Below are 20,681 nucleotides of genomic sequence, written 5' to 3'. Positions count from 1 at the left end.
CGTGTCGGTCAATCCATCATCTATTTCTACTTAATAGCCAAAATCCCAATTAACGTCCTCTTCGTATTTCACATGTGTTACATTTTCATACTCTACTTCTTTGTCGTCCAGAGTAAGGATGACTTTTTTCGTATCACTATCTTGTTTTACGTGCTGAAGAATTTCTTCACTAACATTTTCAATTGCTGTAACTTCTTGGTCATGTTGGAATAACATTAAGGTACCCACTCGTTTTTGACACCCTTCTTTCAAATTTTTTCACGTATTGAATTCTAACATGTTTTATAAAAAAATCTAGTAGGAAATGTTATCCTTCAAAAAATGGTCCAAAAAAGCCCAATGTCAGGATCGAGACATTGGGAGGCTTTTCATCGTTACAGAAAGTTTAAGTTCAATAAAGTGTTAAAGTATTCTCTTTACCGTTTTTTTGGTGTCTAGCTCCAAGCGCCATCAGCTCGGGTCGCTTCGGCCCAGATGGAAGTCTCCTCGCAGGTCTCCAGCGCCCTTGACTTAAGGACTTGCGCTTTGCGCTTTTCTTATCGAGTGAGCTTTTCAACTTTTTTTGTTTCTAAATCGACGCTATACCAACTCGTCTTGTTCCCTCCATCGACGGAGTACACTCGTAAGATGTAGCGATTCCCCTCTTTATGGTCATATTGTACGACCGTATCATCCGGGTTCGCTTTTACATAGTTTGAGACTAGACGTTCAGCCTCTCGCGTTTCTAATTCATTGTCATCACGACCAAATCGCACTTGTCTCCTTGACTCCAATAGAAGTTCATCAGAGGTTTGACTTTCATCGAAATTCGTATGTTCTAGACCCGCCGATTGTTCTTCTAACTGATCATTCGATAAATATTGGCAGCCCATTAAAGGCACGATAAGAAAAAACGATAGCAAACGTTTCACTCAAAAGTCCTCCTTGTTTTTTCTTATCGTTTGGAGGGGGCGTGAAAAATATACACCAAAACCTCCTGTAAGTAGGAGGTCTCAACACAAACATACGCTTAGCGCATAAATTCCACAAGCAATCTTTAAGTCGCTCAGCATTATGTGTGCTGATAATAATTGGCTTTTATCTAATGGATTGTTACTTTTAATGTGTTAAAAATTCATTGTTGAGAATCGTTCGCTAATCGCTAGGAGCCGAAAGTAGACAGCTCCCCGCGGAAAGCAAGTGCCCGTAGCGCAATGTTCAGAATTCATTATTGGAAATGCAACAATTTATACGAAAACAGCCTAATAATTAAAATCTCCAAATGGAAGTGGCAACAAAAAAACCTCCTGATTTCAGGAGGTTTTCATCTGTCGACAAGCGGAGTGAGGAGTGTATCCCGTTCTTCCACTTGTCTATCAGTTTACGTATGAAAAATGAAATTAACAAGAAATAAAAGCGCAATGATATAAAGAGGAAAAGCGATTTCATTTCTTCGTTTCATAAATAGTTTCAAAATAGGATAAGCGATAAATCCGAATGCCATCCCATCAACGATGCTATAAGTTAATGGAATGAATGCGATGATTAAAAAGGCTGGAAAACTTTCGGTAAAGTCTTTTAAGTCGATATGTTGAATGCTTTGAACCATCAACCCGCCGATTAAGATTAAAATCGGTGCGATGGCGCTATCAGGTATCACTTTAATCACTGGTAAAAAGAACAACGATAATAGGAACAACAAGCCTGTCGTAATAGCTGTTAATCCCGTTCTTCCTCCTGCTGTAATACCAGCTGTCGTCTCGGCAGTAGAGACTGTTGGACTTGAACCGAATAAGCCGCAAGTGGCAGCGGAAATAGCATTCGCTTGAAAGGCACGACGATAGCTTCCCGGTTGGTTGATCATGTCAACATGACCGTGAATAAGGCCAATGTTTTCAAAGACGATCACCATCGTTAGGGAAAAAGTCGCAGTCCAAAAGACAATATCACCGATTCGCTCAAATGACATGGCGCCTAAGACATCGCCATATTGTTGGAATGAAACACTTTCATTCATCTTAGGACTCTCCATAAGGCCTAGCATCCAAGCGAGCAAAGCACCAAATACCATGCTAAATAGAAAGTTTCCTGGTACACCGCGTGCAAACAGAACAACCGTTACAATTAGAGTCAAAATGGTTGCCATCGTGTGGGGGGCGGTTAAATTTCCTAATGCTACGAATGTTTCCTCATTGGAAACAACGAGACCACCTTTTTGCAAACCGATAAACGTCAAAAATATTCCAATTCCGACAGTAATCGCATGCTTTAACGAATCAGGAATTGCATCCGTTAAAATGGAAGATAGCTTCGTAAAGGCAATAAGAATGAACAGCAACCCCGAAACAAATACAACAGCTAAACCTTCTTGCCATGTTAGCCCCATCGATTGACATATCGTAAAGGTAAACAGCGCATTTACGCCCATTCCCGGAACAACAATAATCGGTGTGTTGGACATAAATCCCATTAATAAACAGCCGACGACTGAACTTAAAACAGTCGCTAAAATGCCCGCTTCAATCGGAATGCCGGCATCGGATAAAATGGATGCGTTCACAGCGACGATATATACAATCGTGAAAAACGCGACTAAACCAGCGAGAAGCTCCTTCTGTACGCTTGTTCCTCGTTCGGTAAGGTTAAAAAACTTATTCACTTTTCGTCCTTCCTTATTAAGTTACCCTCGACCCAACCCGTTGAATCAGCTCTTGCTGAATCACAATAAGCATTATAACAAGTCTGACGTCTTATTTCATTAGAAAAATGAAAAAATCTCAAAAACATTGTTTAACCCCCTCGAGAAGGAAGATGGTTATACTTTTGCCAATTCTGATTTTTTTATTAAAAGGACGTAAAATTAACCGATATAATAAAGGAGAGTATCGTTTAGGGAAGGAAGAAGATGATGAATCAGAAGGATATTTTACTTGAAACGGGTACAAACGAGCTTGAAATTGTGGAGTTTATCGTAGGTGAAAATAAGTTCGGTATTAATGTGATGAAAGTAAAAGAAATCATTCAACCGTTACCTGTTACACCGGTTCCACATGCTCATCGTTACGTTGAAGGAATCATTGAGCTACGTGGGGAAGTTTTACCGGTAGTAAACGTGGCGCGTGCAATTGGAAATGATCAAGAATTTACAGAAAAAGATAAATTAATTGTAACAGAATTTAACAAGATGAAAGTTGTCTTCCGCGTGCATACAGTGACACAAATCCATCGTGTTTCTTGGGCGCAAATTGAAAAGCCTTCTGAAATGTATCAAGGCTTAGAAACTCAAATTACTGGGGTTGTTAAAATCAACGGAGAGATGATTCTACTTCTTGATTTTGAGCGAATTGTCGTTGATATTAACCCTGAGTCCGCGATTCAAAAAGACAAATTACGCAATACAATCGCAAGAGATCGCTCTGGTAAGAAAATTGTCGTAGCAGAAGATTCACCACTTCTTCGTCAACTTTTGAATGAGACGTTAACAGAAGCGGGATTTAGACATATTGAATTTTTTGAGAATGGGAAAGATGCCTTCGAATATTTACAAGGCTTCGTCGATGGTGAAAAATCTATCGGAGACTACGTTGACCTTTTAATTACAGATATTGAGATGCCGCAAATGGATGGCTTGCATTTAACGAAGCGTGTGAAAGAAACACCAGAATTAGAAGCACTTCCAATTATTATTTTCTCATCGTTAATTACGGATGACTTACGACATAAAGGGCAACAAGTTGGAGTAAACGCTCAAGTAAGTAAACCAGAAATTCATACGTTAGTAGAAAAAATGGATGACCTTTTATTTGCATAATTTAGGAAGTGCAAATTTCATATAACATGAATAAAGACCTAAAGAATGGAGGAATTCAGCATTCTTTAGGTCTAATTTTTTTCATCTAAATGATTTACACAAATTTTTTTTTATATGAGTTAAGAAGTTGCTCGCTCCTACTGAACCTGCTCGCCAGTTCTCCAGCAATTAATAATAGCTTTCCCCAAGACGTTTAAATACCGGTTTTTCATATGTAGGCTTAGATTTCCGGTTGCGTGATGATGACTTAAGCTCTTTGATCCCAACATAGCTTTGCAAAATACTTTTCGCCTTTGAAAGAGAGAGTTTCGTTTTAGGATTTCGATATGAATGATTTAAGGAACCAAGATGCGGGAGGTTTTGGAAGTCTTCTTTTGTAGGGGGCATATGAAAATAATATTGTCCCGCAGATACGAGTACATCTGATTGTTGCTTACTCAAACGAGGGTTGTTCGAAAAATGCAAGCCCTTTTTCATTGCTTTACCTTCCGACAAAAGCTTTTGAAGAGATTTCTTTTTTAAGAGGTATAAAAATTTTGGGTCAGGTGCGGTCTTCGCGTGGCGGTTTACGACATAAATCGCTTGGGCAATCGTTTCAGTTGAGTGATCATTGGTCATACTTCGATTACTGTCATCCATAGCAAATTCTCCTTTGTTTTAAAATCACAATGAGTTTCATTTCTACCCTTCATAAGAAGGCCTCGTCTTTACGGATAAGGCTCCCTACATTTAAGTTTCTTACCTAAATTATACTTTCATGCGTAGAAAATGCAACCAATAGTTAAGGATTTAAGTGTAAGAGTAGGGCTGTTCAAAAAAACAGCCCCTAAATTTCGGTAACGAATTTTTTTTCAAGGACTCATTTTGGCTACGAGCGTCTAGCTCACTACCTTTGACTCATTTTGCTCTAGATGGAGACGCCTCCACCTAAAAATCTGTTTATGCATGTTGTTTTTGTTCTTCGTCCATTATTTGCTCTTTTCGCGGTAGAAAGATGGCATAAAAGATAAAAATCATAAATAAAATAATGGCCATTCCGAAATATAAATAATCGACGTTTGCGATTAGCTTCGGGAATAACACCGCTATTACCGCTAATGTAGCGGATTGGGCCAGCATCGTAACTGGATCGATCCAGCCGCTCACACGTCCCATGAGCTTCGGATGAACAATTTTAGGCATCCAGCCACCAATGACGATATTGACTGGACCGATACACATTCCTAGGAGGCTCGCCATGACCAGAAATGTCCAAACATTTTGAGTCATTCCAAGCAAACATATTAGTAAACTGGCGAGGAAAATGGGCATAATAAAAAGCAAATAAGGTTGAACTTTTTTCGCTAAAAACGTTGAGCATGCACTTCCGATAAATAAGCCAGCACCGAGACAAATGGCAAAAAAGGAAGCGTACATTTCGTATTCCATCGGAGCTAACTCATATTTCATCGTAAACATTGGTAAGATAGCAAAAGCACCTTGGAAAAAGCCAAAAATAAAAAAGCCGAAAATAATAAGGGATAATAAGCGATTCTTTACAATATATCGCATGCCAAGCTTAAAATCTTTCATCGTTGATTGCAGCCGTAAATGTTTCCTTTTTAACGGACCGTTTGGCATTCGTACGGCACGAGGAATTTTGCACGAACGAATGAGTAAGGCTGAAGCGATAAAGCTAACACCATCAACGATGACAGCACCGTGAATGCCTATCCACTTATACGTAAGGGCACCTAACCCGACTCCAAACACCATAAATAAACTAAATAAAATTTGGTTTAGACCAGCTGCCGTAGCGTATTGATCTTTTCTTAAAATGCCTTGAACGAGACTCGTTTCGGCTGGGAAGAAAAATTTCGTAACCGCGCTTCGTAAAAATAAGATGAAGAAAATAAGCGGCAAGGATTCCGTAAGGAGTGTTAAAAATAAAACAACTGTTAAACCAGCACGAATCCAGTCGCACCATTCCGCAATGACCTTTCTGTCAAGCCGATCTGCGACAACACCAACAATAAAAAAAACAAACAATGTCGGTAACGAATACATAAGCTCTGCTAATGTTGCATAATACGGCTGGTCACTAAAATGGTCTAACAAATAAAAGGCGAAAGCCATGTTTCCGACTGTGGATCCCATTTGTGAAGTGAGTGCAGCAAAAAACAATTTGACAAAGTTGCGATTTTTAAAAATATCCATTGTTACGCTCCCCAAATGTTTCTAAATACTGTATCCTTTTCCACTATAACACGTAGGAATTATTCCTTAAAGGTGAATAAATACTTCAGTCCCATTTGGTACGAGAGAAGCCAATTCGAGAACGTCATGATTAAACATGCGGATACACCCTTTTGATACCGCTTTTCCAATTGACGTAGGATCATTCGTTCCATGAATGCCGTAATGCATTTTTGATAAACTAAGCCACATAGAGCCAAAAGGACCTCCTGGATTTGGGGCACGGTTCACAATTACAAATGAGCCAATTGGAGTTTCTGATAACATCGCTCCAACAGCAATTGGATATGATTTTATGAATACTTTATCTTTATAAAGCCTTAACAAGCGTTCGCCAATCGAAACATCAATCTTATAAGGAATCGTCTGCGGATCTTGTAAATTTGGAATATTAATCGGCTGACCTGGGTATATAAGGTTAGGATTAATCATTGGATTCGCTTGAATTAAAGTAGCTAAGGAAGTGCGATAGTTTTGAGAAATTTCCGCTAACGTTTCACCTTTTTTGACGAGGTGGATCATAGCTTTCCCTCCATTTATCTAGAAATAAATATGCTATAATGAAATATATTCTTTTAGTTAGGGTGTTGAGACGTTGAATAACAAATATGCGATTATTGACATCGGCTCGAATACGATGAGATTGGTCATTTATGTTGAAGATAAAAGCGGACGATTAAAAGAAGTGGAAAATGTAAAGGCAGTAGCACGCTTACGAAATTATTTAAATGATGATCGCACGTTATCGGATGAAGGGATAAAGATACTGATAAACACATTAAAAGGATTTCAAGAAGTGACGCGTTTTCATAAGCTATCGACTGTCAAATGTGTCGCAACGGCAACGGTCCGACAAGCCATTAATCAATCCGACATTTTATCTGCGGTAAGGGAAAATACTGATTTTCAAATCCGCATTTTATCGGAGTACGAAGAAGCGTATTACGGCTTTTTAGCAGTTGTGAATTCCACTTCATTTCATGAAGGTATTACCATTGATATCGGTGGAGGAAGTACGGAAATAACGTACTTTAAAAACCGTCGGTTACAAGAATTTCATAGCTTTCCGTTTGGAGCACTTTCACTGAAAAAACAGTTCATCAAAGGGGATACGCCTACGAACTCCGAACTGAAGCAAATTCAACAGTTTGTCAAAAGTCAGTTCGATTCTCTTCCTTGGTTGAAAAAGAAAAACTTGCCGATTATCGCCATTGGAGGAAGTGCACGAAACTTAGTTCAAATCGATCAAGCTATGCGCCAATACCCTTTATCAACTTTACACCAATACGCGATGACACCGAAGGACATTGGGCAAGTGCAAAGTTATTTGAAATCATTATCATTTGATAAATTACAAAGAGTCGATGGACTATCGAAAGACCGTGCGGATATTATCGTTCCATCAACGGAAGTGTTTATCCAATTATGCGAAGTTGTCGAGCCGACCACGTTTGTCCTATCGAGAAAAGGCTTGAGGGATGGGGTATTCTACGAAGAGTTGTTAAAACAGTTCGGTCGAACGACATTTCCGAAAGTGATGGAAGAAAGCTTCCAAGAGTTAGCCGTGGAATATGACATCGATATTCAACATTCTTTGCAAGTTACGAGTTTATTAATGACATTTGTGGATAAATTACAAAAAATATATCCGATTGACTTAAGCAGTAGCGATTTTCAATTGCTTCGTTACAGCTCGTTCGTCTACAACTTAGGACAATACATCGATTCAGAATCGAGCAGTCAACATACTTTCTATTTACTATCCAACCGTACAATTGACGGATTCATGCACAAAGATCAATTAACATTAGCTCTTGTCGCATCATTTAAAAACCATGCTACATTCAAACAGTACGTCCAATCATTCCAAGATTGGTTTACGAAGGACGAACAGAAAAAACTTCGATTTATGGGCGCCGTATTAAAGTTCACGTATTGTTTAAATGCGACAAAACGAAATATCGTGAAAGATATGATGGTTATGCCAGTGGATCAAGAGACAATGAAAATGACGTTTTATTGTGACCAAAATTGGCAGCCAGAAGAATATCAGGTAGAAAAACAGAAAAAACATTTAGAAAAAGTGTTAAAACAGAAAGTCAAGCTGGAATTTAAGTCCCATAAAGAGCAAATGATGCACATTGGGTAACAGAAGTTCTCCACTTCTGTTTCTATACCTATTATTGTTAGAAAATTAACACTTTTGGAAGCCTCTTATTTTAACTAAATTTATACAAAATTAACATGAAATTAACATTCTGTTGGCAGGACAATGATATGATGGTGTAGAGAAATAGATATATTAGGATGAAGGGTGATGGCCATGACAATCTTAACAGATAAAGCGATGGAACTAGGAAATCCAAAGTATTACAACAACCGTGAACTAAGTTGGCTAGCCTTTAACGAACGTGTTTTAGAAGAATCAGCGGACAAACGAAACCCGTTATTAGAACGAATGAAATTTTTAGCCATTTTTAGCTCCAATTTAGACGAGTTCTTTATGGTGCGTGTAGCGGGTTTAAAGGATCAAGTGAAAGCTGGATTTAATAAGCCTGAGAATAAAGCCGGATTAACACCGAAGGAACAGCTTGCAAAAATTGCTACAAAAAATCACATCCTTGTCGAGCGGCAATATCATATCTACCAGCATCAAATCTTGCCGAAATTACAAGAGGAGAATGTACATTTTAAACAAATACATGAGCTTACAAGTGAACAACTAAATAAGCTAGAGAAATACTTTGATGATCAAATTTTCCCCGTTTTAACACCGATGGCAGTGGATGCATACCGTCCGTTTCCGATGTTATTAAATAAAAGTTTGAATTTAGCGATTCTTTTAGAAGACGAGTATGAAGATGAAGATGCTCGATATAAAACGGCAATCGTTCAAGTGCCCTCTGTATTAGATCGTTTCATTGAGTTGGAAAATAAGCATGAACAGCGTATCTTTATTATGCTGGAAGAAGTTATAAGTCATTTTATACATAAACTATTTTTAGGCTTTAATGTTGTTTCAGTAACGGAATTCCGTATTACGCGAAATGCGGATTTAACGATTCATGAAGAAGGGGCACGTGACCTTTTAAAAGAAATTGAAAAAGAGCTAAAGAAAAGAAAATGGGGTTCAGCCGTTCGTTTAGAGGTCAAAAAATACGGAAGTGACGACCGTATAACGAAGTATTTACTACATGAATTAGAAATTCATGAAAAGGATGTATATGAAATCGATGGACCGCTCGATTTAACCTTTTTATTCGGTTTTTATAAAGAATTAACAGCAACGCACGAGCATTTGACATACGAAGCCTTAATCCCACAGCCGCCACGCGATATGGATTTTTCAGATGATATTTTTGAAGTGGCTTCTGAAAAAGACATCCTACTTCATCATCCATACGAATCATTTGAACCAGTTGTGGATTTTGTTGCTGATGCTGCAGATGACCCAGATGTACTTGCCATTAAACAAACACTTTACCGTGTAAGTGGGGATTCCCCAATTATTGAAGCGCTTAAACGTGCAGCGGAAAACGGGAAGCAAGTAACAGTTCTCGTTGAATTAAAAGCTCGTTTCGATGAAGAAAACAACGTGCAATGGGCAAAGGAATTAGAAAAGGCTGGCTGTCATGTCATTTATGGGATGACGTATTTGAAAACCCATAGCAAGATTACACTAGTTGTTCGCCGGAAAAATGACCGCATAGAACGCTTTGTCCACTTAGGAACGGGTAACTACAACGATCAAACTGCGAAAATTTATACGGACATGGGGTTAATCACATCGAAGCATAAATTTGGCATCGATGCGACCAACTTCTTTAATTACTTAAGTGGCTATACGGAAAAGCCGACCTTTCATCATATTTCGGTTGCACCGTTTGACATTCGTCGTGAGTTCATTAATCTAATCGATGAAGAAATTCAGTTCCAGCAAAAGTACGGAAACGGTCGGATCATAGCCAAAATGAACTCTTTAACAGATAAAGCGCTTATTATGAAACTTTATGAGGCATCGTGTGCCGGTGTTAAAATCGATCTCGTCGTTCGTGGAATTTGCTGTTTACGCCCAGGAATTAAAGGTGTAAGTGAAAATATTAAAGTCAGAAGTATCGTCGGTCGATTTTTAGAGCATAGTCGTATTTATTATTTCCATCACAATGGAGAAGAGAAGATGTTCTTATCTTCTGCCGATATGATGACGCGAAATATGGTAAAGCGTGTGGAAATTTTATTCCCAATCTTTGATGGAGATTTAAAAAAGCGTTTAAATAAAATGCTTTCTGTCACTTTATCAGATAATGTAAAAGCGCGTGAACAAGATGAACATGGGGTTTATCAATATGTGAAACGTGAGCCGAATGAGCCGGAAATGGACTCCCAATTAATCCTATTTAATATGGCGTACAACGTGCTAGAAGATGAGGAATAAAAAAAGTCAGAACGACCTTTATTAGGTCGTTTCTGGCTTTTTATGTTTATTGTTACAGAAAGTTTGAGTTCAATATAGTGTTAAAGTATTCACTTTACAGTTTTTTTTGGTGTCTAGCTCCAAGCGCCATCAGCTCGGGTCGCTTGGCCCTGCTGCGGCGACGGAAGCCTCCTCGCAGGTCCTCCAGTGCCCTTCGCCTAAGGACTTGCGCTTTTCTTAGTCATTATTTATTCATGCGATTGAAGGGTGAAAACGGTTAGTTCAGGCACGGAGAGGAATCGGTATGGAAGTCTTGTTGTCCCAAGGCCTCGATTAACATAGAGTATGGTCTGATCGACTTCATAAATACCTTCATGAAAGTCTTCAGCATACGGTGGTGTATACAAAGGACCAAAAAATGGAATTTTAATTTGTCCACCATGCGAATGACCAGAGAGTTGTAGGTGAACTTGGAAGTGTTTCGCAAAATGGAGTGCATCTGGTTCGTGAGCAAGTAGGATTGTAAACGTATCAGAATTAACATCTCCCAATGTTCGTTCCCAATCAGGTCGTCCGAGTATAAGGTCGTCAATTCCGGCTATAACAATTTTTTCTTGTTGGTCATTCACGACATCCACTGCTTGATTTTGCAATAATGTAAATCCACTGCTATTCATTATTTCCGCATAAATGTCTGTGCCATAGCCACCGTGATCATGATTTCCGAAAATCGCATATTTCCCTAGAGGAGCAGTCAATTTTTGTAATACGGGCACAATCTCTTCAACACGACTGTAGCGATTTGCTTCATCAATTAAATCACCAGTGAAAACAATAATATCTGGCTTTTGTGCATTAATAGACTGAACGATTTCTTCCAATCGTTCAATGGTGAAAAACTCATTTAAATGCGTATCACTAAACTGAACAATCTTCTTACCGTTAAAGCTGTTCGGGATTTTATTGTGTAAAATGGATTGACGGGTAAGAGACAAGCGTTTCGGTTCAATAAATCGGGCGTAGCCGTATCCTCCAGTTGCCAAAATAGCACCGGCCAAAATGGACCCGACGAAACGCTTTAAAAATTCTCGTCTTGAAAACTGTAAATTGCTCATTTTATCAACCAATCTATTGAATTCATTGTCCCATCATTATAGCATGGGAAAGAAATTCTCGTCGATTGTAAAAGAAGTGAGAAAATACTGAAAAAATATGTTAAAATATGAATGGGTATTCATTCATTTTGAGGGGGATGGAGAATGGAGAAAAAAGTAATAATTATTACAGGTGGATCAAGCGGTATGGGGAAAGCGATGGCAAAGCGCTTTGCTCAAGATGGGGCATATGTTGTCATCACAGGTCGAAATGAAGAGCGATTACAAGAAACGAAGCAAGAAATTGAGACGTTTGATGGACAAGTTTTACCATTTCAAATGGATGTTCGAGAGCCAGAACATGTTGGGAAAATGGTGGAAGTCGTTGATGAAACATTTGGAAGAATTGATTCGCTTGTGAATAACGCGGCTGGTAACTTTATTTGTCCAGCTGAAAAACTTTCTGTAAATGGATGGAATTCAGTTATTAATATCGTATTAAATGGGACATTTTATTGTAGTTCAGCTGTCGGAAATTATTGGATTGAAAAGGGCATTAAAGGGTCGATTTTAAATATGGTAGCTACGTATGCTTGGAATGCAGGAGCTGGAGTCATTCACTCTGCTTCAGCTAAAGCAGGTGTATTAACAATGACTCGCACGTTAGCTGTGGAATGGGGAAGAAAGTATGGCATTCGCTGCAATGCGATTGCACCAGGACCTATTGAGCGTACAGGCGGTGCTGACAAATTATTTATTTCAGAAGAAGCTGCGAAAAGAACCTTGCAAAGCGTTCCACTCGGACGTCTCGGAACTCCGGAGGAAATCGCTTCATTAGCTGCCTTTTTGCTTTCGGATGAAGCCGCTTACATCAATGGGGAATGTATCACGATGGATGGCGGACAATGGCTCAACCAGTTCCCTTTCTAATATAATAGGGGGGACGATAGTTATTTAAGAAGGAGATGCCAATCAAAAGGCATCTCCTTCTCTTTTGATATACACCTAGAGCGCTCATGACCTTAATCGTGTGCTATAATATGTTTCAAAAAGAACGAATGGTGAGGCGATATGTATGGATCCATTAGATGTATTAACCAACCTTGAGAAAGTGGAACCATATTTTCAAGCAATTTTCAGTGCAGATGAACAAAAAGTGGTCGGATACGAACTTTTAGGAAGAATTCAACTAGAAGATGATGTGCATAGTTTAGGCCCCTTCTTTCAAGATGAATCGGTCCCGGAAGAATATAAAATTGAAGTAGATAATGACTTGTTAAAGAAGGCTATTCAACGCATTCAAGAAGAAGATGAAGATATCCTTCTTTTTGTGAATCGTGATGTCAATTCGCTTATGGCTGACCGAGGGGAAAGTTTTTTGCAAATTCTTTTTGAGGAAAAGGAAAACGGGTTTGCGATAGAACGTGTCGTGATGGAAATTACCGAACACGATTACAAGGGAGACATGAATCAACTTCAACACTTACTCACCTATATACAAACGTGTGGGGTAAAAATAGCGGTAGCGAACATTGGGAAAGATAATAGCAATTTAGAGCGAATTGGGCAGCTGTCTCCAAATATTTTAAAGATTGATTTAAGGCAGCTAAAACGCTCTTCGCCATCATCCACTTTCTTTGATGTGTTATACTCCATTTCTCTTTTAGCTCGTAAAATTGGTGCAACCCTGTTATATGAAGATATTGAAGTCAATCATCAGTTGCACCATGCTTGGAAAAATGGTGGTCGCTATTTTCAAGGCTATTATTTACATCGGCCGTCTTCTCAGTTTATCGATCGTGATTTACAGAAGGAAAAACTACGTTCTGAATTTCACCGCTTCATCACCCATGAAAAACAACGACTGGAGACATTATTTGAGCATTCACAGCAGTTTCACTTGAAACTAACTAATTTATTGAACAAATACCGAAAACATTCAATCGATTACAACGAACTCATTCAGCTTTTAGCCCATGACTTGACTAATGAAAGCTTTCGGATTTATATTTGCGACGAAGATGGGTTTCAACAGTCAGGAAATGTATTTAAAGGGGAAAACGGGTGGATCATTCAGCCTCAATATATGATGAAAAACTGGAGCTGGCGACCATATTTCCTTGAGAATATATTAAATATGCGTGTCAATAAGCGAGGGTTTTTCAGTGATTTATACAGTGACATTGAAACAGGCGAAACCATTCGAACATTTTCTTATCCTATTAATGAAAAACACTTCTTATTCGTCGACGTGCCTTATGCATACTTGTTTGAACATGACGGCTTGTTATGAGTAGAAAACATTGTCTGCATACCACTAAGCCTTACTAGACAAACTAAAGGGTAAATCAACGAAAAAAGGCAGGGGTATGTATGCAATACATGAATTTTATACTCGGTATACTTGCGTTAATCATCTTAATTACTTCCTTCATTTTAACCATGCGTGCTGGTAAGTTAGTCGATGCACGCCAAAGTGAATACGACTCGAGCATTAACGAAAAAGTAGAAGGGCGACCTTATTTGCGAAATCCTATTTTTATCGCCTACTTAGTAGGAATTGGAGTCGTCCTGTTCTACTTAATTTATATTGGTTTATCAAGTTCGTGGTAATCGAACCGGCTAGTGCCGGTTCTTTTTTTATTGTTACAGAAAATTTAAGTTCAATAAATTGTTAAAGTATTCTCTTTACCGTTTTTTTTGGTGTCTAGCTCCAAACACCATCAGCTTGGGTCGCTTCGGCCCTGCGCCTAAGGACTTGCGCTTTGCGCTTTTCTTATTTAGTTATAGCATTATAGTGTGAAAGGCGGATGCTTTCAAATTTGTACACGACGTGTTGAATCATGAAGAAGTGCCCCTTACCTTGAATGCTCCTCTGATTCCACCTGATAAGTATTCATCAATTCAAGCCTAGGAAGAATGTGTTACGAAACCAACCTTTACAAATGAGTCTTATTTTATTTCTTTTTCACACGATTTCATGATGTGTCCTTGTTGATTTTATTCTGAAGGCAAATTTCGTGTTATTTTTCACTCAAGTCGGGAATAGGTTGTAATAGGAAGGTGATTTCTGTTGAAATGTGTTAGTTTTTTACGAAAGGTCTTACATTTGTTTCGGAAGAATTTCCTTTACAATAAGAATAAGTACGGTTGTTCCATTACAGGAGGGGATATGATGAGATGGATGGCAATGGTTGGAATGATCTGTTTTCTAACATTTGGACAAGCATTATCGACTTATGCAGAAACGAGCTGGACGAAGGAAGAAGCGATTGAAACAACGAAGAATGCGTTCCAAGCGCAAGTGTCACTAACCGAGCAAGAACGAACGAAAACAGATATACGATCGATTTTAACGAATTACTTTACAGAAGACTTTATTCAGGATTATATGAACGAAGTCGTCATGCAAGGTGAGGAAAATTATATCGTTTATGCGACAGATATACCGACGATGACCATTCCATTTTACGAGTATGAGGCTCCGTTTACATTTAAGCAAGAAGAAAAACGATATCATTTATATCAATTCTTTCCAAAAACGACGGAGGGTCCCGTATCTTATGATGATCATTATGAAATGATTACATTTGAAAATGAACAAGGAAAATGGAAAGTGGACAAAATATCCATAATGGATGAGAAGCCGGTTATAGAAAAGGAAACGAAAACGAGTGATGTTCAGGTGCCAACTCTTTCCTTTTTACCTCCTTATTGGACAATTAAACATATTTTACTCGCTTTTTAATGAAATAGCTTGACAATGACATTGATAATCATTATCATTAATAATGTATTCTCGCTAAAACAAACCCCGCTCCCCCTAAGGGAATAAAAAGCTTCGGCATTTTCGCCGAAGCTTTTTGTATTTAAGAAATTGAATATAAATTAAAAATCGCACCCTCGACTTGTTCAAGGGTGCTTTATCGTATCAACATATAACGAAGTGGTTTAGTCTTCAATCGATAGAAGGCTTGCTAGCTTTTTTAAATCAAAACCAATGACCAATTCTTCACCAACGCGTATTGTAGGTGTCGAATAGGCTTCAAACTCATTGATCATACGGTTGCGAGCATCCATATCGGTTGAAACATCGAACTCTTCGTATGAAATATTGTGATGATCAAGATATTGTTTGACCACTTTACATGGTGGACAATCAGGTTGTGTGTATACTTCAACGTTTTGCTTCATGTTGATTTTGTAACTCCTTTTCTTTTTTCCAATAGTAGTCGACGAGACCCATTGCGCTTACTTGTAAGTCAATGGCCAATAGTTCATAAATTGGATGGTTTCGTTGAACGCCTTTTTCGTCCAGGACTGTGTAGACGCGCTTTTTCAATTCTTCTTCTACACTTTCCATCGCTTTCTTAAAATCGCCTTTCGGTGCGTTTTCAATGCCAACCTTTCCCGCTTCTACAAATAGAGGTATCCATTTTTCCATCGCTTGATACACTTTTTCAGGTTCGTTACATACGCCGAAATGACTAAAATAAATTGCATCTACGTTCATGTTTTTCATCAAGTTCGTCGATTGCATTGTTGCTTCTGGATCGAATTGATTAGGTGATGTAGCAGGTATGATGAAATCAATACCGTCGCCTTTTAATTCCTCGTAATAGATTCCCACTGTATCTCCTGAGAATATTCCATTTGAAACCGAGTCATGAATGCTGAAATGATGTCTTGCGTGTCCAGGTGTATCGTAGAATGTCAACGTACATTCGTCGCTAATAGACAATGTTTCCTGATGATCTCTCACAAGAATGCGGTCCTCAGGTATAGGAACAATCGGATCGAATAATTGATCAAACTCATCTCCATAAACAGCACGCGCTCCTTGAATTAAACGAGAAGGGTCGATTAAATGGCGCGCTCCCTTCGGATGAACAACGACTTTAGCGTTCGGACAATATTGTAACATGAACCCTGCGCCGCCTGCATGGTCTAAGTGGATGTGCGTAACAATAATATATTCAATATCTTTTGGATCAAGTTGTAATTCCTTTAAACCGTTTAAAATATGTGGAACTGAAGGACTTGCCGACGTTTCAATAATGGTTAGCTTGTCCTCTTTTAACACATATGTACCAGTACGTCCTGGGCGCCCTAAATCGTAGGCATCAATTAAAAATAAACGATCAGTAATTCGTTGTACTTCTTTCATATTTATCCCTCCCATCTTATTGTAAGCCTTTTCTTCTAGGCGTGTAAATTATTTTGAAAAGATTGATTAAAAAGAGGAAACAAGTGGCTATCCTTGTAATATCGATAGTAAGGAGGGGGATTTTGTCTTGAAATACCCGATCGTTATTTGTCCAACATGTCAAAACGAACAGCCGATAACGAGTGTGTTAACGGCACAGTCCAACCAAAATGTCATTTATGAGTGCTCAAAATGTCATTATGAACTGAAAAACATTCGGACGAAAAAAGGATAAAAAACTAAATTTTTTTTGCAACAATTTATTCGTTGGCTTCGTTAATAAATTAGAGGGGTTAAAGGAGATGCATAATGACCGAACCGTACACGTTTTATAATATGTCGGAACGTCACATGGACTTTGAAACGGTAGTTACACGGTTAAAGCAATTTATGCAGAAAGATCCACGGTCTCTGTACGTGTTGTCTGTTGGAACGGACTCACACGTACATCAGCATGAAACAAAATTTATAACTGCCATTCATTTACACCGAGTAGGGAAAGGTGCTTGGGGGTGTCTTAGGAATTATCAGTTACTAAGACAAGTAAAAAGTGTAAGAGAAAAAATATCACTTGAAACATCTTTAAGTCAAGAAATCGCGTACTTCTTTATCACAGAGTATTTAGACGAATTATTGGAGGTAGTTTTACCGTACCACCAAGAAGGCGGAGACTTACGCTTTGAGGTTCATCTCGATATTGGAAAAAGGGGTATTACGAAAGAATTGATCCAAGAGATGACAGGTCGTATAACTGCGATGGGCGTAAGAGCTAAAATTAAGCCGGATTCATACACGGCATTTAGTTACGCGAATCGGTACACGAAATAGGATGAAGGAGGAATTCAAATGACAACAGCTGTTCATTTTTTAACGAAAGAGGACCAACAGTTACTCGTTGATGTTCTATTAAATCAAGAATATGCACTAGAACTAGTTGAAAGTGAGCTCCACGATATCGAAAACGGAAATAAACATGTCGACTTTCAAAAGTATCAAAAATTAGTAAGCTTATACGATAAATTGCGAATTGACGCAATTCTTACATAAACAGCACTCTACAGGGTGCTGTTTTTTATATCGTTTATTTAGTACTAATAAATGCATTGAGCAAAGAATGGAGGGGCTTGACTCGTGGGATGAAAAGTGGAGGAGAAACGAGACAAGGAAAGCGTTAACTATAATCAAGAATAATAATTTTTAAGACTTAAATTTCTTTGGTTCGATAACATCTAATTTTTCACTGTAAAATGATAAAAAATAAACAGATGAAAGAACTATGCAATTTAAAATGAAAGCGCATACAATAATAGTGGAGGAGAAACGAGACAAGGAAAGCGTTAACTATAATCAAGAATAATAATTTATAAGACTTAAATTACTTCGGTTCGATAACATCTAATTTTTCACTGTAAAATGATGAAAAATAAACAGATGAAAGAACTATGCAATTTAAATGAAAGCGCATACAATAATAGTGGAGGAAAATTAAACGAATACGTGAAGAATATGTTAAGATAGAAGTAGAAGTTTTACATCCTCTTTCCGTGGGTATAAAAATGAATTGGAGACAAAGATGGAGAGGAAGTATGAAAATGTTTAGTGTTCAATCGGATAAATTAGTTGGAACGACAATTGGAGAGTTAATCATTCCAGCGGATAAAGTAGCACATGTACAAATGGGGAATAATTTACAACATGCTTTGCTTGTACTTACGAAAACAGGGTATACGGCCGTTCCTGTTTTAGATGCACAGTATCGTTTACACGGATTAATTAGCACAAATCGAATCATGGATTCCGTTTTAGGGCTAGAACGGTTTGAAATGGAACGACTAGAAGGAATGTGTGTCGAAGAAGTGATGAACACAGACATCCCTCGATTGTTTGTGGGTGATGAATTAATTAAAGCGCTAAAACTTGTGATAAATCACCCGTTCGTTTGCGTCACAAACGAAGATGGCGTATTAGAAGGAATTTTCACTCGACGTGTCATATTAAAACATTTACACAAGCATGTTCGATCTATGAACAAATAAAAACGAATAAAAGGTGCGCATGAAAAATTTGCGCACCTTTTTTATTGTTACAGAAAGTTTAAGTGCAATAAAGTGTTAACGTATTCTCTTTACAGCTTTTTGGGTGTCTAGCTCCATGCGCCATCGGCTCGGTTCGCTTCGGCCCTGCTGTGGCGAGGAAGGATCCTCGCAGGTCCTCCAGCGCCCTTCGTCTAAGGACTTGCGCTTTGTGCTTTTCTTACGTATCTTTCAAAAGATAGGGCTTTTGATGTAGAAAAGATAAGTCGGATAGTGAAGAGAGAAATTGGATGCGAACTAGTATAATGGAAAGAAAGAGAGAGGAGGGGTTTTGTTGGAAAAGGCGTTGAAGCAGGAATATACAAATAATCAACGAAAACAAACGAAACGACCGTTCGTCTTAGCGGCTGTTATGCTTGCGATGTTTATGGCGGCCGTTGAAGCAACAATCGTTTCAACTGCGATGCCATCGATCGTATCTGACCTTGGAGGTTTTTCAAAATATAGCTGGATTTTTTCGGCTTATTTATTAATGAATGCGATTACTGTTTTAATTTATGGGAAGTTATCGGATATTTTTGGTCGAAAACCGGTTCTAACAGTTGGAATCATCATCTTTTTAGTCGGGTCCATTTTGTGTGGAACCTCTTCTTCAATGGAGTGGCTCATTTTTTATCGGTTTATTCAAGGAATCGGTGCAGGTGCTGTTATGCCCATTGCATCTACTATTGTGGGAGATATTTATTCAAAAGAGGAACGGGCCAAAATTCAAGGATATTTGTCAAGCATTTGGGGCGTTTCTGCCATTACGGGTCCAGTTTTAGGTGGATTAATTGTTGAATTTACGACTTGGCGATACGTCTTTTGGATTAATGTCCCGATTGGAATCATATCGTTAATTGGTTTACATAGTTTTTTACATGAGCAAATCAATAAACGTTCAACGAAAATCGATTATCATGGTGCATTTCTTATGTTTGTTTCGATAAGCAGCCTTATGATGATACTGGTTGAAGGGGGAGTGCGTTTTGAATGGACTTCTTTTCCGATTGTAGGATTAGGATGTCTTTCTTTAATTACCTTCATCATGTTCATACGACAAGAACAGCGGGCACAAAATCCGATGATGCCTCTTGAAATTTGGAAGCACCGATCGATTCTGATTGCGAACGTTATAGGCTTGACAACGGGTATTATTCTAATAGGAATATCATCGTTTCTTCCAGCTTTCGTACAAGGAGTAATGGGGAAATCTCCAATGGTAGCAGGTTTCACGTTAACGACAATGTCTATCGGCTGGCCAATTGCAGCGACGATTGCCGGTCGACTCATTTTAACGCTCGGTTACCGAAAAACATCTATTTTCGGCGGTATCTTTTTAATCATTGGTGGACTCATTTTCTTTTTTCTTTCGAAAAACGCTGGACCGCTTATGGCGATGGCAGGTTCATTTTTCATTGGAGTGGGGATGGGCCTTTCGTCAACGGCCTTTATAGTCTCAATTCAATCAACTGTTGGATGGGAACAGCGTGGAATTGCAACAGCGACAAATATGTTCATGCGTAATGTAGGAAGCACAATAGGCGCAGCCTTACTTGGTGGGATTATTAATAGTCGACTCGCTCACTATATTGAGGAGAATGATCTTTCCGATCAAGTGGAGTTAAACAATACCCATGCTTTGCTTGATCCTCATGGTGGAGAATCTTTAACAGCGGAAGCGCAAAATATTTTACGAGAAGGATTAAATCTCTCTTTACATCATGCCTATACTACGGTTCTCATCTTTGCTCTTATAAGCTTCTTCCTAATTTTATTCTTTCCTAAAGAGGGGGATCAAGAGACGTGATTCTTACTTAAGTATGTATAGAGAACAAAAAAGAATAGGTGTGTAAAACGATGCGTCCTG

At 38.5% G+C, this 20,681-nt stretch carries 21 protein-coding genes; 12 read left to right on the top strand and 9 right to left on the bottom strand.

The window, feature by feature from the left end; translation table 11 throughout:
• Nucleotides 1-30: 30 nt before the first annotated feature.
• The 3 genes from ML543_RS01575 to ML543_RS01565 all read right to left on the bottom strand — a co-directional run bounded on the left by ML543_RS01575 (nt 31) and on the right by ML543_RS01565 (nt 2,638).
• The gene (locus tag ML543_RS01575; RefSeq protein WP_243385394.1) at nt 31-228 is read right to left on the bottom strand and encodes a hypothetical protein; all 198 of its coding nucleotides are present in this window, start codon (nt 226-228) and stop codon (nt 31-33) included.
• Nucleotides 229-536: 308 nt separating this feature from the next.
• Nucleotides 537-911, bottom strand: a complete 375-nt coding sequence (locus ML543_RS01570; RefSeq protein WP_243385393.1) for a hypothetical protein — start codon at nt 909-911, stop codon at nt 537-539.
• Nucleotides 912-1,360: 449 nt separating this feature from the next.
• The gene (locus ML543_RS01565; RefSeq protein WP_243385392.1) at nt 1,361-2,638 is read right to left on the bottom strand and encodes an NCS2 family permease; all 1,278 of its coding nucleotides are present in this window, start codon (nt 2,636-2,638) and stop codon (nt 1,361-1,363) included.
• A 246-nt stretch (nt 2,639-2,884) separates the two neighbouring features.
• Here ML543_RS01565 and ML543_RS01560 point away from each other — a divergent pair, with 246 nt between their 5' ends.
• Nucleotides 2,885-3,790, top strand: coding sequence for a chemotaxis protein (locus ML543_RS01560; RefSeq protein WP_243385391.1), 906 nt, complete (start codon nt 2,885-2,887; stop codon nt 3,788-3,790).
• Nucleotides 3,791-3,958: 168 nt separating this feature from the next.
• On the opposite strand, the gene ML543_RS01555 is transcribed toward ML543_RS01560, so the two are convergent.
• From ML543_RS01555 to ML543_RS01545, 3 genes are all read right to left on the bottom strand, one after another.
• Entirely contained in the window at nt 3,959-4,429 is a 471-nt protein-coding gene (locus ML543_RS01555; RefSeq protein WP_243385390.1) for a YkyB family protein, read from the bottom strand.
• A gap of 300 nt (nt 4,430-4,729) precedes the next feature.
• Complete coding sequence (locus ML543_RS01550; protein WP_243385389.1) at nt 4,730-5,986, bottom strand: MFS transporter; 1,257 nt, start codon at nt 5,984-5,986, stop codon at nt 4,730-4,732.
• Between the two features lie 66 nt (nt 5,987-6,052).
• A complete protein-coding gene (locus tag ML543_RS01545) occupies nt 6,053-6,547 on the bottom strand; it encodes a L,D-transpeptidase family protein (protein WP_243385388.1) in 495 nt (164 codons plus the stop codon).
• Between the two features lie 73 nt (nt 6,548-6,620).
• Here ML543_RS01545 and ppx point away from each other — a divergent pair, with 73 nt between their 5' ends.
• Together ppx and ML543_RS01535 are read left to right on the top strand one after the other, a co-directional pair.
• The gene (gene ppx / locus ML543_RS01540; RefSeq protein WP_279326517.1) at nt 6,621-8,174 is read left to right on the top strand and encodes an exopolyphosphatase; all 1,554 of its coding nucleotides are present in this window, start codon (nt 6,621-6,623) and stop codon (nt 8,172-8,174) included.
• A 198-nt stretch (nt 8,175-8,372) separates the two neighbouring features.
• Nucleotides 8,373-10,460 carry an RNA degradosome polyphosphate kinase gene (locus tag ML543_RS01535; RefSeq protein WP_419095332.1) on the top strand — a complete coding sequence of 696 codons (2,088 nt, stop codon included), beginning with the start codon at nt 8,373-8,375 and terminating at the stop codon, nt 10,458-10,460.
• Between the two features lie 227 nt (nt 10,461-10,687).
• On the opposite strand, the gene ML543_RS01530 is transcribed toward ML543_RS01535, so the two are convergent.
• Complete coding sequence (locus tag ML543_RS01530; protein ID WP_243385387.1) at nt 10,688-11,554, bottom strand: metallophosphoesterase; 867 nt, start codon at nt 11,552-11,554, stop codon at nt 10,688-10,690.
• 144 nt (nt 11,555-11,698) lie between these two features.
• Between ML543_RS01530 and fadH the strand changes: the two genes are divergently transcribed.
• The 4 genes from fadH to ML543_RS01510 all read left to right on the top strand — a co-directional run bounded on the left by fadH (nt 11,699) and on the right by ML543_RS01510 (nt 15,281).
• A complete protein-coding gene (gene fadH / locus ML543_RS01525) occupies nt 11,699-12,463 on the top strand; it encodes a 2,4-dienoyl-CoA reductase (RefSeq protein WP_243385386.1) in 765 nt (254 codons plus the stop codon).
• Between the two features lie 145 nt (nt 12,464-12,608).
• Nucleotides 12,609-13,826: an EAL domain-containing protein gene (locus ML543_RS01520; RefSeq protein ID WP_243385385.1), complete on the top strand. Its 1,218-nt coding sequence runs from the start codon at nt 12,609-12,611 to the stop codon at nt 13,824-13,826.
• An 80-nt stretch (nt 13,827-13,906) separates the two neighbouring features.
• Nucleotides 13,907-14,146 carry a hypothetical protein gene (locus tag ML543_RS01515; RefSeq protein ID WP_243385384.1) on the top strand — a complete coding sequence of 80 codons (240 nt, stop codon included), beginning with the start codon at nt 13,907-13,909 and terminating at the stop codon, nt 14,144-14,146.
• A 559-nt stretch (nt 14,147-14,705) separates the two neighbouring features.
• Nucleotides 14,706-15,281, top strand: coding sequence for a DUF3993 domain-containing protein (locus ML543_RS01510; protein WP_243385383.1), 576 nt, complete (start codon nt 14,706-14,708; stop codon nt 15,279-15,281).
• A gap of 203 nt (nt 15,282-15,484) precedes the next feature.
• Here ML543_RS01510 and ML543_RS01505 read toward each other — a convergent pair whose 3' ends face one another.
• Both ML543_RS01505 and ML543_RS01500 read right to left on the bottom strand, forming a co-directional pair.
• On the bottom strand, nt 15,485-15,727 hold the full coding sequence (locus ML543_RS01505) for a glutaredoxin domain-containing protein (protein WP_243385382.1): 243 nt from the start codon (nt 15,725-15,727) through the stop codon (nt 15,485-15,487).
• Nucleotides 15,711-16,700: an MBL fold metallo-hydrolase gene (locus tag ML543_RS01500; protein WP_243385381.1), complete on the bottom strand. Its 990-nt coding sequence runs from the start codon at nt 16,698-16,700 to the stop codon at nt 15,711-15,713. The genes ML543_RS01505 and ML543_RS01500 overlap by 17 nt, the downstream gene beginning before the upstream one ends.
• A gap of 127 nt (nt 16,701-16,827) precedes the next feature.
• Here ML543_RS01500 and ML543_RS01495 point away from each other — a divergent pair, with 127 nt between their 5' ends.
• The 5 genes from ML543_RS01495 (at nt 16,828) to ML543_RS01475 (ending at nt 20,621) form a co-directional block, all read left to right on the top strand.
• Nucleotides 16,828-16,974, top strand: a complete 147-nt coding sequence (locus tag ML543_RS01495; protein WP_243385380.1) for a hypothetical protein — start codon at nt 16,828-16,830, stop codon at nt 16,972-16,974.
• Nucleotides 16,975-17,048: 74 nt separating this feature from the next.
• Complete coding sequence (locus tag ML543_RS01490) at nt 17,049-17,567, top strand: ribonuclease H-like YkuK family protein (protein WP_243385379.1); 519 nt, start codon at nt 17,049-17,051, stop codon at nt 17,565-17,567.
• Nucleotides 17,568-17,585: 18 nt separating this feature from the next.
• A complete protein-coding gene (gene abbA, locus ML543_RS01485) occupies nt 17,586-17,786 on the top strand; it encodes an antirepressor AbbA (RefSeq protein WP_243385378.1) in 201 nt (66 codons plus the stop codon).
• A 545-nt stretch (nt 17,787-18,331) separates the two neighbouring features.
• The gene (gene cbpB / locus ML543_RS01480; protein ID WP_243385909.1) at nt 18,332-18,775 is read left to right on the top strand and encodes a cyclic-di-AMP-binding protein CbpB; all 444 of its coding nucleotides are present in this window, start codon (nt 18,332-18,334) and stop codon (nt 18,773-18,775) included.
• 409 nt (nt 18,776-19,184) lie between these two features.
• Nucleotides 19,185-20,621, top strand: coding sequence for an MDR family MFS transporter (locus tag ML543_RS01475; RefSeq protein WP_243385908.1), 1,437 nt, complete (start codon nt 19,185-19,187; stop codon nt 20,619-20,621).
• Nucleotides 20,622-20,681 lie beyond the last annotated feature (60 nt).

Origin of the sequence: Bacillus kexueae, from assembly GCF_022809095.1 — a bacterium.
Lineage (GTDB): Bacteria > Bacillota > Bacilli > Bacillales > Aeribacillaceae > Bacillus_BZ > Bacillus_BZ kexueae.
The sequence above is the reverse complement of the archived record's forward strand: the minus strand, read 5'-3'. Positions and strand labels throughout refer to the sequence as shown.